The sequence below is a fragment of the Algibacter sp. TI.3.09 genome (assembly GCF_038154905.1).
In the GTDB taxonomy this organism is placed as follows: Bacteria; Bacteroidota; Bacteroidia; order Flavobacteriales; family Flavobacteriaceae; genus Algibacter.
The window spans coordinates 1,819,332-1,833,473 of record NZ_JBAKAN010000001.1 but is presented as its reverse complement, the minus strand read 5'-3'; the positions used below and the strand labels follow the sequence as shown (position 1 = coordinate 1,833,473).

13 protein-coding genes are annotated in these 14,142 nt (G+C 31.5%); all 13 read left to right on the top strand.

Translation table 11 applies throughout. The features are described 5' to 3' along the window. Positions 1 to 4: 4 nt before the first annotated feature. The 13 genes from V6246_RS07350 (at position 5) to V6246_RS07290 (ending at position 14,117) form a co-directional block, all read left to right on the top strand. A complete protein-coding gene (locus V6246_RS07350; protein ID WP_341559813.1) occupies positions 5 to 1,045 on the top strand; it encodes an N-acetylneuraminate synthase family protein in 1,041 nt (346 codons plus the stop codon). After that, a complete protein-coding gene (neuC, locus tag V6246_RS07345) occupies positions 1,038 to 2,165 on the top strand; it encodes a UDP-N-acetylglucosamine 2-epimerase (RefSeq protein ID WP_341559812.1) in 1,128 nt (375 codons plus the stop codon). The genes V6246_RS07350 and neuC overlap by 8 nt, the downstream gene beginning before the upstream one ends. A gap of 3 nt (positions 2,166 to 2,168) precedes the next feature. After that, entirely contained in the window at positions 2,169 to 3,083 is a 915-nt protein-coding gene (locus tag V6246_RS07340; protein ID WP_341559811.1) for a polysaccharide deacetylase family protein, read from the top strand. Continuing rightward, positions 3,080 to 3,913, top strand: a complete 834-nt coding sequence (locus V6246_RS07335) for a GNAT family N-acetyltransferase (protein ID WP_341559810.1) — start codon at positions 3,080 to 3,082, stop codon at positions 3,911 to 3,913. The genes V6246_RS07340 and V6246_RS07335 overlap by 4 nt, the downstream gene beginning before the upstream one ends. Positions 3,914 to 3,919: 6 nt before the next feature. Continuing rightward, a complete protein-coding gene (locus V6246_RS07330; RefSeq protein ID WP_341559809.1) occupies positions 3,920 to 5,329 on the top strand; it encodes a UDP-glycosyltransferase in 1,410 nt (469 codons plus the stop codon). Continuing rightward, the gene (locus tag V6246_RS07325) at positions 5,326 to 5,889 is read left to right on the top strand and encodes a serine O-acetyltransferase (RefSeq protein ID WP_341559808.1); all 564 of its coding nucleotides are present in this window, start codon (positions 5,326 to 5,328) and stop codon (positions 5,887 to 5,889) included. Before V6246_RS07330 ends, V6246_RS07325 begins: the two co-directional genes overlap by 4 nt. Before the next feature lie 45 nt (positions 5,890 to 5,934). Next, on the top strand, positions 5,935 to 7,095 hold the full coding sequence (locus V6246_RS07320) for a glycosyltransferase family 4 protein (RefSeq protein WP_341559807.1): 1,161 nt from the start codon (positions 5,935 to 5,937) through the stop codon (positions 7,093 to 7,095). Then, the gene (locus V6246_RS07315; protein ID WP_341559806.1) at positions 7,076 to 8,608 is read left to right on the top strand and encodes a glycosyltransferase family 2 protein; all 1,533 of its coding nucleotides are present in this window, start codon (positions 7,076 to 7,078) and stop codon (positions 8,606 to 8,608) included. The genes V6246_RS07320 and V6246_RS07315 overlap by 20 nt, the downstream gene beginning before the upstream one ends. A 1-nt stretch (position 8,609) precedes the next feature. Beyond that, positions 8,610 to 9,602 (top strand): glycosyltransferase family 2 protein, encoded by a 993-nt coding sequence (locus V6246_RS07310; RefSeq protein ID WP_341559805.1) that lies wholly within the window; start codon positions 8,610 to 8,612, stop codon positions 9,600 to 9,602. Between the two features lie 80 nt (positions 9,603 to 9,682). After that, positions 9,683 to 10,720 (top strand): glycosyltransferase family 4 protein, encoded by a 1,038-nt coding sequence (locus V6246_RS07305; RefSeq protein ID WP_341559804.1) that lies wholly within the window; start codon positions 9,683 to 9,685, stop codon positions 10,718 to 10,720. Between the two features lies 1 nt (position 10,721). Beyond that, a complete protein-coding gene (locus tag V6246_RS07300) occupies positions 10,722 to 11,792 on the top strand; it encodes a glycosyltransferase (protein ID WP_341559803.1) in 1,071 nt (356 codons plus the stop codon). Between the two features lie 5 nt (positions 11,793 to 11,797). After that, positions 11,798 to 13,153, top strand: coding sequence for an O-antigen ligase family protein (locus V6246_RS07295; RefSeq protein ID WP_341559802.1), 1,356 nt, complete (start codon positions 11,798 to 11,800; stop codon positions 13,151 to 13,153). Next, positions 13,107 to 14,117, top strand: coding sequence for a glycosyltransferase family 4 protein (locus tag V6246_RS07290; RefSeq protein ID WP_341559801.1), 1,011 nt, complete (start codon positions 13,107 to 13,109; stop codon positions 14,115 to 14,117). The genes V6246_RS07295 and V6246_RS07290 overlap by 47 nt, the downstream gene beginning before the upstream one ends. Positions 14,118 to 14,142: the final 25 nt, after the last annotated feature.

Genomic DNA, 14,142 nt, shown 5'->3' with positions numbered 1-14,142 from the left:
GCAGATGAAACCATACATAGAAATAGCAGGCAGGAAAATAGGACAAGACTTTCCGCCATTGGTTATTGCCGAAATTGGTATAAACCACGAAGGCTCTTTACAAGTAGCTAAAGCTATGGTAGATGCTGCTAAAAGGGCAGGTGTAGAAGTTGTAAAACATCAAACGCATATTGTTGCAGACGAAATGAGTGGTGCAGCAAAACAGGTGATTCCTGGTAATGCGGATGTTTCTATTTATGATATTATGGAACGTTGTTCGCTAAATGAGGACGATGAATTAGCACTTAAAAATTATGTAGAGTCAAAAGGGATGATTTTTATATCAACACCATTCTCTAGAGCAGCTGCAGAGCGTTTAAAGCGATTTGATATTCCGGCTTATAAAATTGGTTCAGGCGAATGTAATAACTATCCTTTATTAGAACACATTGCGCAGTTTGGAAAACCAGTGATTTTAAGTACAGGAATGAATACAGTAGAAAGTGTTAGAAAGGCAGTCGCTATTTTCGATAAATATAAAGTGCCAATCGCCTTATTACATACTACTAACTTATATCCAACACCAATACATCTAGTGCGCTTTGGTGCCATGTTGGAATTACATGAAGCATTTCCAGAAAAAGTCTTTGGTTTAAGCGATCACACATTAAACAATAATGCGTGTTTAGGTGCGGTAGCTCTTGGTGGTTCTATTTTAGAACGTCACTTTACAGATCACATGCAACGAACAGGACCAGATATTGTTTGCAGTATGGATGAGCAAGCTTGTAAAGCGCTAATTGTAAATAGTGCAGAAATGGCATTAATGCGAGGCGGAACAAAAGAACCTGCAAAAGAAGAGCAAGTAACAATAGATTTTGCATTTGCAACAGTATGTACTATAAAGTCTATAAGTAAAGGTGACATTTTTACAAAAGATAATATTTGGGTAAAGAGACCAGGAACAGGAAAAATATTAGCAGATAAGTTTGATTCTATTCTTGGCAAAAAAGCAGCAAATACTATTGATAATGACGTGCAATTAACATGGGAAAACATTGAGTAATATTAAAAAAATAGCATTTTTAACAGGAACAAGAGCAGATTTTGGTAAGATAAAAACGCTTATACAAAGTGTAGAATCTGAACTCGATTTTGAAGCTCACGTGTTCGTTACTGGTATGCATATGCTAGAAGAATATGGTTATACGCTTATTGAAGTTGAACGTTGTGGTTTTAAAAACATTTCAACATTTAATAATCATACCCATGAAGCTACAATGGATTTAACATTGGCTAAAACAATTTCAGGATTTTCAGAATTTATAAAAACAGTGAATCCAGATTTGATTGTTATCCATGGTGATCGTGTAGAGGCTTTAGCTGGCGCCATAGTTGGAAGTTTAAATAATATATTAGTTGCTCACATAGAAGGAGGAGAGTTATCTGGAACAATAGACGAGCTTATACGTCATGCGACAAGTAAAATGAGTCATATCCATTTTGTAGCAAATAAGAGAGCCAAAGAGCGTTTAGAACAAATGGGCGAATTACCAGAGTCTATTTATACTATTGGATCTCCAGATGTCGATATTATGTTTTCAGATAATTTGCCTAGTCTTGGTGTTGTAAAAGAGTATTACAATATCGATTTTGAAAATTATGCAGTTGCCATGTTTCATCCGGTAACAACAGAGCATGATCAAATGGAATTGTATGCTAAACAATTTGTTGAAGCTTTAATTACTAGCAAAAAAAACTATGTTGTTATTTTTCCTAATAACGATTTAGGGAGTAAAATAATAATTGAAGCTTATCAAAAATTAAAGCAACACTCCAATTTTAGAATTTTCCCTTCCATTAGATTTGAATATTTTTTAACCTTATTAAAGAAATCTCAGTTTATAATAGGTAATAGCAGTGCTGGTGTGCGTGAAGCACCATATTACGGTATTCCAACAATAAATATTGGAACAAGACAAGCCAATAGAGTGTCATTAGTCTCAATAATAAACACTAGTTATAATACTAAAGACATATTAAATGCTATTGACATAGAAAAGGAAACGGGCTTAGAGAAAGCAGAAGTCTTTGGTGGAGGGAATAGTGCTGAAGCTTTCCTAAAAACGTTATTAATAGATGATTTTTGGGAAACCAACTATCAAAAACAATTTATGGATATTTAACTTATGCTAACAGTTAGTAATTACCATTATATTAGAGAAGATTTTAAAACTAAATACCCAAGTATTTTTGGAGTCACACCTTTAGCCTTTAAAAAGCAGTTGCTATTGCTTCAAAATCAAGGTGAATTTATAGCTTCAAAAGATTTATTAGATAATTCTGAACAAATCCTTTCAAGTAAAGAAAATTACATTTTAATCACTTTTGACGATGGTTTAAAAGAGCAATTTGACTTTGGGTTTTCTATTTTAAATGCGCTTGATATTCCAGCAGTATTTTTTGCCAACTCAATAAACTATTTAGAGAAAAAAGTTTCAACGGTTCATAAAATACATTTATTAAGATCGATAATAGATTCCGAAATAGTATTAAAGAGCATTGAAAGTAAATATAAAAGCAAACTAAGGCATTTAGATACAGCTAAAATAAAATCCATTTACTTTTATGATGATGAAAAAAGTGCTGTTTTAAAATATATTTTAAACTTTGTATTAAATTACAAAGAGCAAGAAGTAGTGATAGAAGAGTTGTTTTCTAATTATTTTGATGAATCTGAAATACTTAATGATTTGTATATGACAAAGAATCAACTACAAGAATTAGCAAATTTAAAATATTTAGGAAGTCATACACATAGTCACTATCCATTAGGTTTATTAGAAACTGACCATATAATTGAAGAGTTAAAACTATCAAAAACCTATTTTGAAACTATTACACAATCTAAAATAGAAATCGTTGCTTATCCATACGGAACAGATGAAGCTTGCACTACTGTGGTTTCAAAACTAGCATCTGCTGCTGGGTATAAATTTGGTTTTACGACAAAGCGAGGTACAAATTCTAATATAATGGACAAGCTGCTTTTAAATAGATTTGATTGTAATGATGTTGTGGGAGGTAAAAATTATAATTTATGATAACAAGAGAAGCTACTATAGACGATTGGGATAATCTACTCGTTTTTTTTACTAAAATATATAGAGTCAATCATCCTTTACACAAAAAAGAATTTTGGGAATGGCAATATGGTAATCCTAAGTTTGGACGTTCATTTATTTGCATGAATGATAAAGAAGAAGTTGTAGGTCATGTAGGAGCAAATTTTCAAGGCGGTTTAGCTTGGATTATTAATTTGTATTTAGATGGCGAATATAGAGGTCAAGGCATTTTAGGGAAGCTTCATGCTTTAGTAAGAAGTTACTATCCATTAGCAGCAACCGCGGTAAATGAAGCAGGTTTAGGTTTGTATAGAAATATGAGATGGATTCGTTATCATGATTTGGTTCGCTACGTTAAAGTTAATCCATCATTAAAGGATAAGTCTTTCCAATCTGTTTGTCATAAAGTTGACGTTAATTATAATCATTTAATAGATACTAAATCTCATTATTTTCAACAACCAGGAGTTAATGGTCTACTGTTTAACGATGGCTCGGAGGCTGTTAGTCAAGAAGATGTAGGAGGATTAAGAGCTGTTAAAATTTTAAATCTTGCTATTTTTGAAGCAGAAGCTTGGGCATTAGGCTATAATTGGATTGATTATATTACTTCTTGGAATAACTTAGAAGTTAAAAAACTTGAAAAGAATAGTTGGACTTTAGATTTTAAAAATATAGTACCTTGGCGTCTAAATCCAATTGAAGAAAACTATTTTTGCGATATTACATTTCTTTCAGAAAAACCTTTAAATAATGAGTTTATCGTACAAAGAAATTATTCAGATCATGGCAGAATAGGTAGTCTATAAAATTATATGAAAAACAAAAAAATATTTGTTTTGTTACCTTCAGGTATTGCGCTTCGTAATTTTGCTTTTACAAGCTTTAATGATGTAGCAAAAACAAAAAATCTCGATATTACCTATTGGAATAGTACGCCATTTTCTGTTGCAGAAATGGGATATAACGAAGTAAGATTAACTAATATTAAAACACATTGGTTAACAGGTATTTTAAAGAATGCTAGAAAACAAATAGAGCTAAATTTAAATATTAAAAACACAGGAGATACAATCTATAATGCATATCGGTTTCCTGCTAAGAATAATACATTAAAGAAGTTTATAAAAAATGCAATAACCAAGACTTTTATATTATTATATTCCTCAGACAAAGGGCTTGAGAAAGTAAAAAATATAATTAATAAGAAAGAACGTACGACAGCGTATTACCAATCGTGTATTAAAACGCTACAAAAAGAAAAACCAGACTTTTTATTTTGCAGTAATCAGAGAATTGGCACTGCTATAGCGCCTTTATTAGCTGCACAATATTTTAAAATTCCGACTGCCACATTCATTTTTTCTTGGGATAATTTACCAAAAGCAACACTTGTTGTAAATACAGATTTCTATTTTGTTTGGAGTGATTTTATGAAAAAAGAATTGCATAAATATTATCCTCGAATTAAATCTGACCAGATTGTAATTACAGGAACACCGCAATTTGAATCTCATTTTAATAGTGCAATAATTAAATCTAAAGACGCATTTTATACTGAGTATAATCTAAATCCTGATAAAAATTATATTTGTTTTTCTGGTGATGATATTACAACTTCTCCGGATGATCCAAAGTATTTAGATGACTTTGCAAAAGCCATTTCTATATTAAATACAAGAGGATATAAACTTGGTATTTTACTAAGAAGAAGTCCAGTAGATTTTTCAGGAAGATATAACCCAATTATCGATAAATACAAAGATATAATTGTTGAAGTCGCACCTAAATGGCAGAATGTAAATAATATTTGGAATACGATGTTTCCTACTAAAGAGGATAATATCTTATTATCTAATACTATCGCACATACCTTGTTTGTTGTAAATTTAGGTTCCTCTATGATTTTTGATTATGCTGCTTTTAATAAAGCTTGTGGCTATTTTAATTATAATCAAGAGGAGCAGTTAGATAGTGCATGGGATATCCACGTGTGTTATAAATATATTCATTTTCGCTCAATGCCAGAAGGGGCTGTGATTTACTTAAACAGTGCTGAAGACATCGAATCGAAAATTATAAGTGTTTTACAAAATACAACTAATACTATAGAACAAGCAAACTCATGGTTTGATACCATTTGTCAATCACCACAAGAAAAATCTACAGATAGAATTTTAGAGGCCATAGCACTAATTAGTTCTAAAAATAAAAATTTGTCATGAGTCATTCAAGTTTAAAACATATTCTGGGAGAAGATTTAAAACGCTATGGTATTAATACTAAGCCTTCCTTTTTTAGAAATTTAAAACAGCTTTTATTTAATGGTGCTCCTGGTGTTAAATTTTCTATTGTTTTCAGAAATTGCCAGCACTATAGAAAAAAAAACAAACTGCTATTTTACTTCTTTTTCTTGTATTTAAGAAGGATAAAATATAAATATGGTTTTGATATATCTTATCGCACAAACATAGGTAAAGGTTTATATATTGGGCATTTTGGAGGTGTTGTAATCCATGGTGATACAATTATAGGAAGTTATTGTAATATTTCTCAAGGCATAACAATAGGTGTTTTAAATCGCGGAAAAAATAAAGGTGTGCCTAAAATTGGCAATAGTGTTTTTATAGGTCCAAATGCCGTTATTGTTGGAGGTATTGTAATTGAAAATGATGTTCTAATTGGTGCTAATAGCTTGGTTAATTTTGATGTAGAAGCTAATGCTGTAGTGGCGCCGTCACCTTCACAAATTATATCTTACAAAGGTTCAAAACACTATGTGTAATATTTTGAATTTAATAAGTGCTTAAGTATTTAATACATTAAATCTATGAAAATCGCATTTTTAACTCCGGAGTATCCTCATGAGCGTATTGGTCATTCTGGTGGTATTGGAACAAGTATTAAACACTTAGCAGTTGCTTTGCAAAGACAAGGACATGAGGTGTCATTACTTATCTATGGCCAAAAAGAAGATGCAACATTTGTATCGGACAATATTCAGTTTTTTAAAATAAAAAACGTTAAATTGAAGGGATTGTCGTGGTTTTTAACACGTAAGAAAATTCAAAAGCTAATAAATAGATTACATAAAGCGCAAAAAATAGACATAGTAGAAGCTCCAGATTGGACAGGTATAGCCTCGTTTATTAATATTAATTGCCCATTGATAATAAGGGAAAATGGGTCCGATACTTATTTCTGTCATTTAGATCACAGACCAGTAAAAGCCATTAATCGCTTTCATGAAAAGCAGGCTTTAAAATCTGTAGATGGTATTATTTCGGTAAGTCAATTTACAGGTGAGTTAACGAATAAGCTTTTCAATTTAAACAAACCATTTACCGTAATTCCAAATGCTGTTAATATTGAAGACTTTGAGCCTACAGATAGTCTTTCAGAAGAAAAAAATCAGACCATATTATACTTTGGTACACTAATAAGAAAAAAAGGACTTCTAGAGTTACCTTATATTTTTAATAAAGTTAACGAGAAGTATCCACATGCAGTACTTATCTTAGTTGGTAAAGACAGCCCAGATATTAAAACGCGAACGCAATCGACTTGGCAATTAATGCAACCGTTATTTACAGAAGCAGCGATTAAAAGAGTAAATTACGTGGGCGCAGTGCCATATTCTGAAATGAGAGCACATATAGAGAAAGCAACGTTGTGTGTTTTTCCTACTTTCGCGGAAGCATTACCAGTATCTTGGTTAGAAGCAATGGCCTTAAAAAAGCCTATAGTGGCATCAAATGTGGGTTGGGCAAAAGAAATTGTTGACGATGGCGAAGATGGCTTTTTAGTGCATCCAGAAGCACACGGAACTTACGCAAATAAAATCAATGAACTTTTAGATAATGAAACTTTAAGAAAGGAGTTTTCAATTGCAGCAAGAAAGAAGATTATATCAAAATTTAGTTCAGAAATTGTTGCAAAGCAATCTGTCGAATTTTATAAAAAAACTATAGATGCTTATTCTTTTTCATAAAAACAATACCGTTGTTGAGGTGCTCAACACTACAACTAGCGAGATTATAGTAATTGAAGAAAAAAAACCTACAAAGGGATTGTTTTTTTTAGCTTCAAAGTATAGTCATTCTATTATTGCTTGGTGTCATATTTTAAATAAAAAGAATATTAATATAGAAGCCATACAGTTTTGTTTTACTTCAAATAATGTTATGGTGTCTAATGGAAACTCTAGCTATTTAACCGATGCCATTGGTTATGTTGAAGATTCGCTGTTTATTAATGTGAATAGAGAGACAAAGTTTCCTACTTGGTTAATGTCCAGTAATTGTGGCGCAATTTATGGTGAAAAACTTTTAATGTTTAGAGAATGCATAAGTAATAGTAACAGTTTAGATTATAATATAAATAGTATAGCAAAACTTGGAATGAAGAATGGTTTGCTTTGTTATTTTTCTTCAGAAATTATAAAAGATAATAAAGAAGTCTATTTAGATGAAAAAGCAAGTGAAACAGAGTTGTTTCAGTTTGTAAAAGAACATTTTAGAGCACGTTGGACGTTGTTATTATTTTTATATTTAATGATTTTTGAAAAGAAAATTTTATTATTTCCTTTAATAAAAAGTCTATTATTTAAACAGAAGACCTTTAATAAGTTTATAACTTCAGAAGCCATTACTGAAGAGTTAAAAATAAACACATCAGTTTCGGTTTTAATACCAACATTAGGAAGAGCAAAATATTTATACGATGTGTTAAAGGATTTAGCAAAACAAACAGTAATGCCTGCTCAAATTATAATTATAGAGCAAGACGATAGCGAAATTTCAAAATCTGAACTTAATTATATAACATCTGAAGATTGGCCATTTAAAATAGAGCATAGACTTATATCTCAAACAGGAGCTTGTAATGCTAGAAATATAGGTTTGCAATTGGTGACATCAGATTATGTTTTTATGGCAGATGATGATATTCGGTTTAATAAAAACACAATAAATGAAGCCTTGGTATTTATGCAAGCACACGATTTTAATGCGATTACTCTAAGTTGTTTAAGAGAGAATGAAACCGAAAAACGTAAAATACCGATACAATGGGCGGCTTTTGGATCTGGTTGTAGTATCGTAAAAACAAGTGTTTTAAGAAATTTGAAATTCGATATAGCTTTCGAACATGGTTTTGGAGAGGATACAGATTTTGGAATGCAGCTCAGAAATAAAGGTATTGATGTTATCTATTTACCTTATGTACAATTAAAGCATCTAAAAGCACCTATTGGCGGTTTTAGAACAACATATATCCATGCTTGGGATAATGAAAAAGTAACGCCTAAACCATCACCAACGGTCATGCTTTACAATTTAAAATATAAAACCGTACAACAGTTAAATAGTTATAAATTAACATTATTTTTTAAGTTTTATAAAAAGCAAACTATAAAAAATCCATTTATATACTATCGCGTGTTTAAAAAACGTTGGGAAATAAGTCAAGATTGGGCTAATAATTTGAAAAATAAGGCTGTTTAATATGAATTTTTCTCTACTAATTTGTACTTATATGCGTCCAAAAGCAATAATTCAGCTTTTGGAATCGGTAAACGAACAAACTCTTTATCCAAATGACATCATAATTATTGATGGTTCCACAAATAGGGATACCGAAATAATTTTAAAAGACAAAGCGTTTAAAAATCTAAGTTATTATAAAGTTGAAGCAGATAATAGAGGCTTAACAAAACAACGTAATTTCGGAATTACTCATGTTGGAAATACAATAGATGTCGTTTGTTTTTTAGATGATGATGTCGTTTTAGAACCTCATTATTTTGAACAATTATTATCTACATATAAAGCGCATCCAGAAGCATTAGCAGTTGGTGGTTATATAACTAATGAGATAGATTGGCAAAAACAAACTACAGAAAACGATACAAACTATTTTTATTATGATGGTTGGCAACGCAAAGAACCTTTACGTTTTAAAATAAGGAGATTATTTGGAGTTTTACCTGATGTGCCTCCAGGGTTTATGCCTACTTTTTCAAATGGTCGGTCAGTCAGTTTTTTACCCCCTTCGGGTAAAGTGTATCCAGTAGAACAAATAATGGGAGGTGTGTCATCTTATAAAAAGGAGGTGTTTGAAACCTTAAATTTTTCAACATATTTTGAAGGGTACGGGTTGTATGAAGATGCCGATTTCTCTTTACGTATAGCTAAAAAAGGGATGTTATATATTAATACTGCAGCACAATTAGCACATCATCATGAGCCTTCAGGCAGACCTAACAAGTTTAGTTATGGGAAAATGGTTATTAGAAATGGCTGGTATGTTTGGCGCGTAAAATATTCAAATCCTAAATTTAAAGCGAGGTTTAAATGGCACGTAATTGCTATCTTGTTAACTAAGGTTAGATTGCTTAATGTTATTACAACAGCTAATAAAAAGGAAGCATTTACAGAAAGCTTAGGGCGTATAGTGGGCTGGTTTTCTTTATTTTTTAACCCTCCAAAACATAACTAATGCGTTTTTTAATAATAAGCCATGTCTTACATAAATCAAATGCCTATCAGTGGTATGCTTATGCACCTTATGTGCGTGAGATGAATTTGTGGTTAAAGCATGTGGATGAGGTTGAGATTGTGGCACCGCTAACTGAAGTCTCAATTTCTGAGATAGATATAGCCTATAGTCATGACAATATTACATTAACTCAAATACCTGCAATAGCCTTTGTTAATATTAGTCGTGGTATTAAGTCTTTGCTAGTATTACCATATATTCTTTTTAAGCTATGGAAGGCTTGTAAACGCGCAGATCATATTCATTTAAGATGTCCTGGTAATATCGGATTATTGGGGTGTTTGGTACAGTTTTTCTTTCCAAAGAAAATCAAAACTGCAAAATATGCTGGTAATTGGGATCCTAATGCCAATCAACCTAAGAGTTATCGTATTCAAAAGAACATATTAAGTAATATCAAATGGACAAAAAAGATGACTGCTCTAGTTTATGGAGATTGGCCAAATCAGACTAAAAATATTAAATCATTTTTTACTGCAACTTATAAAGATCAAGATCGAGTAATACCGGTTACTCGCGACTATACAAAAGGTTTAGAGTTTGTATTTGTCGGAAGTTTGGTAACAGGTAAACGTCCTTTATTGGCCATACAAATTGTAGAGCAATTACTAAGGAGAGGTGTTAAGTGTAATTTACAATTGTTTGGAGATGGTGTTTTGAAACAAGAGGCGCAACAGTATGTAAAAGATAAACAATTAGGTAGTGATATTGTTCTACATGGTAATAAAACTAATGAAACTGTCAAGGCCGCATTGCAGTCAGCTCATTTTACAATATTAGCCTCTAAGTCCGAAGGATGGCCTAAAGCCTTGGCAGAGGCTATGTTTTTTGGTGTCATACCAATCGCGACCGCTATATCTTGTGTTTCAAACATGTTGGATTATGGAAATCGAGGAATACTTATAGCGCCTAATGTGGATGATGCCGTTTCTAAAATACTATTAGCTTTAAAATCCAATGATGCATTAGAGACGATGTCTAAATTAGCATCGGACTGGTCTCAACAGTATACTCTAGATGTGTTTGAAAATGAAATTGAAAAACTAATAAAGGCTTAAAATGAAAGTATTACAACTTATAGACAGTCTAGAAGCAGGAGGTGCAGAGCGTGTTGCAGTTAATTATGCCAATGGGTTACTTGATAAAGTCGATGGTAGTTATTTGTGCGCTACAAGAACAGAAGGCTTGTTAAAAGCTAACTTGAAGCAAGAGGTGGGGTACTTGTTTTTAAAGAAAAAGTCCGCTTTAGATATTACGGCTATTAGAGGTTTATATTTTTTTATTAAAAAAGAGGGGATAACATTAATACATGCACACAGTTCCTCTTTTTTTTTAGCAACACTTGTTAAGTTAATACACCCAAAAATTAAATTGGTTTGGCATGATCATTATGGTAATCGCGTTAATAGTACATTTAAACACATTTTTATCTTAAAAATATGTTCGTTATTCTTTTCTAATATTTTAGTTGTTAGTACTGATTTAGAAAAATGGGCAAAAAAAAAGTTATGGACCCAAAAGATAAAATATATACAAAATTCCCCACAACTAGACTCAAGTAAAAAACAAACAGTTCTTAAAGGTGAGAAGAATAAAAGAATAGTATGTTTGGCAAACTTAAGATCAGATAAAAATCATCCATTTTTAATTAAAGCATTTCATGAAATTTTAGATGTATATCCTGATTGGACCTTACATCTAATAGGTAAGGATAATAATGATCAATACGCGCATAGCTTAAAACAATTAATAAAATCTTTGTTACTAACTGATACTGTTTTTTTGTACGGTAGTTGTCCTGATACTTCAAATATATTAAGTCAATCGCAAATAGGAGTTTTATCTTCAAAATCAGAAGGCTTACCTTTGGCATTGTTAGAATATGGTTTGGTTGGTTTAGCGACTATAACGACGGATGTAGGACAATGTGGTACAGTAATTACGAATCATGAGAATGGTATAGTGATAGCGTCTAATAATCAAGAAGAGCTTTGCAAAGCTCTAATATTTTATATAGAGAATAAAAAAATAAGACAATCCTATTCTGATCAATTAAGAAAACATATTTTGGAGGAATATTCTGAAATTTCAACGTTACAGAATATTGTAAAGATTTATAATAGATTATAATTTAAATGCAAAAAAACTATTTAAAACTATTGGGTTTACACGTGTTGATAGGCATTTTTATTTACCTATCAAAAGCTTTAGGTAATCTTTATTTTTATGGTATTGTATTTTATTTTTTAATTAAAATAATTAGCGCTAAACAACAATTAAAATCTTTAGAAGTTGTTAAAGCTTGTGCGTACATAGTCGGTGCTGAGGTTATTTTGCGCATGACTAACAGTGGGCCTTTTTATGAGGTTAGCAAATATATGGTTATAGTTTTTTCTGTTTTTGGTTTGTTTTATAATGGATTTAATAAAAAAGCGACATCTTATTTATTGTATATATGTCTTATGATTCCGAGTATTTATGTCTCTTTGTATCTCTTGGAAGTTGATCAGAACATTAGAAAGGCTATTGCGTTTAATTTAAGTGGACCAGTAACTTTAGGTGTTTCAGCCTTATTTTGTTTTGGTTTGAAAGTTACAAGGAAGCAATTGGAGTCCATAGTAAATTTTATTTTGTACCCTTTAGTAAGCACGCTTGTTTATGTTATCATGTATAATCCAGATGTATCTTCAGTATCAACGGGTACGGGCTCTAACTTTGCGACTTCTGGAGGTTTTGGGCCTAATCAAATGGCGACTGTTTTAGGTTTAGGTTTCTTCTTAATGACGGTTCGTTTTTTTTATTTTAGTAAAAATAAAATTTTTCGATATTTAGATTTGATATTTGTATTGTTATTTGCTTTTAGGGCTATTGTTACGTTTAGTCGAGGAGGTGTGTTTACTGCGATTTTTATGATTGTTGCGTTTATATTTATTCTATACAAAGTGATGGATAAAAGAAATAAAAGTAAAATGCGTCTATCTATAATGTTGTTCTTAATAATAGGCATTGTTACATGGGGTATTTCGGCTAGTCAAACAAATGGTATGATCGAAAAACGCTATGCTAATGAAAATGCAGCAGGACAAGAAAAAAGCGATGTTACTACGGGGAGAGGCACTCTCTTTTTATTAGAATTTGAAGAGTTCATAGATAATCCGTTTTTTGGTATTGGGGTTGGAAGAGCTAAAGAAATTAGATTTCAAAAAACTGGCATTCATGCGGCATCACATAACGAAGTCAGTCGTATTGTTGCAGAGCACGGTTTATTTGGAGTTTTAGCATTTTTGGTGTTGCTATTGGTACCATTATTTTTTAGAATAGGTGACCGAAGTAATGTGTTATTTTATTCTTTTTATCTATTTTGGCTACTCACTATAAATCATTCAGCTATGCGTATTGCAGCGCCTGCATTTATTTATGCTTTAAGTTTATTACATATTGTTGATGAAAAAAATCCTCTACATAGGAAACAAATTATCGAAAAAAGGTAAAACAGAATCTACAATTGATACTTTAGAAGCTGACCTAAAAAGTTTGGGTTTTCAAGTTAATTCTGTTTCAAGCTATAGGTCTATAATACTTCGTTTTCTCGATATGCTTTGGGCTGTTTTTAAACATAGGAAAACAGTCGATTATGTATTAATCGATACTTATAGTACCTTAAATTTTTACTATGCCTACTTTGTTAGCCAGCTTTGCAGAGGTTTCAAACTAAATTACATTCCCATATTGCACGGAGGCGAATTGCCTAAACGATTATTGAAATCAACTAAATTATCGAAAGCAGTATTTAAACATGCGTTTAAAAATGTGGCGCCATCATTATATTTAAAATCTAATTTTGAGTTCAATAATTTTAATAATTTGATTTACATCCCGAACTCAATAAAAATAGAAGATTATAAAATTCAAAAGAAAACCTATGAATCAATAAAACTATTATGGGTACGTTCTTTTTCAGAAATATACAATCCGTCGTTAGCGATTCATATTTTAAAAGCTCTAAAAAATGAAAATATAGACGCTGAGTTGTGTATGATTGGTCCTGAGAAAGATGGAAGTTTAGAATCGACTAAATCATTAGCTAAAAGTTTGAATGTAGAAGTTGAGTTTACAGGCTTATTGTCTAAAAATGATTGGCATAAAAAAGCTGAAGGTTTTAATATTTTTATAAACACAACCACCATTGATAATACACCGGTAAGTGTTATCGAAGCTATGGCTTTGGGCTTGCCTGTCGTTTCTACAAATGTGGGAGGCATGCCGTTTTTAATAGAGAATAATAAAGACGGGGTGCTTGTAGAATCTAATAACGTTGAGGCCTTTGTATCCGCTATAAAAGTGTTAATTTCCAACGTTAATAAAACCCAAGATATGGCAAACCAGGCAAGACAAAAAGTAGAGGGCTATGCTTGGAATAAAGTTAAACAGCAATGGCATAATCTCTTAAGTTAAATAAGGGCAGTCTTGTTAACTTTTA

Bases quoted from the DNA above. Each gene is read 5' to 3' on its own strand.
- V6246_RS07350 (WP_341559813.1), top strand. From the start codon at position 5: ATGAAACCATACATAGAAATAGCAGGCAGGAAAATAGGACAAGACTTT.
- V6246_RS07340 (WP_341559811.1), top strand. From the start codon at position 2,169: ATGCTAACAGTTAGTAATTACCATTATATTAGAGAAGATTTTAAAACT.
- V6246_RS07335 (WP_341559810.1), top strand. From the start codon at position 3,080: ATGATAACAAGAGAAGCTACTATAGACGATTGGGATAATCTACTCGTT.
- V6246_RS07330 (WP_341559809.1), top strand. From the start codon at position 3,920: ATGAAAAACAAAAAAATATTTGTTTTGTTACCTTCAGGTATTGCGCTT.
- V6246_RS07325 (WP_341559808.1), top strand. From the start codon at position 5,326: ATGAGTCATTCAAGTTTAAAACATATTCTGGGAGAAGATTTAAAACGC.
- V6246_RS07320 (WP_341559807.1), top strand. From the start codon at position 5,935: ATGAAAATCGCATTTTTAACTCCGGAGTATCCTCATGAGCGTATTGGT.
- V6246_RS07315 (WP_341559806.1), top strand. From the start codon at position 7,076: ATGCTTATTCTTTTTCATAAAAACAATACCGTTGTTGAGGTGCTCAAC.
- V6246_RS07310 (WP_341559805.1), top strand. From the start codon at position 8,610: ATGAATTTTTCTCTACTAATTTGTACTTATATGCGTCCAAAAGCAATA.
- V6246_RS07305 (WP_341559804.1), top strand. From the start codon at position 9,683: ATGAATTTGTGGTTAAAGCATGTGGATGAGGTTGAGATTGTGGCACCG.
- V6246_RS07300 (WP_341559803.1), top strand. From the start codon at position 10,722: ATGAAAGTATTACAACTTATAGACAGTCTAGAAGCAGGAGGTGCAGAG.
- V6246_RS07295 (WP_341559802.1), top strand. From the start codon at position 11,798: ATGCAAAAAAACTATTTAAAACTATTGGGTTTACACGTGTTGATAGGC.
- V6246_RS07290 (WP_341559801.1), top strand. From the start codon at position 13,107: ATGAAAAAAATCCTCTACATAGGAAACAAATTATCGAAAAAAGGTAAA.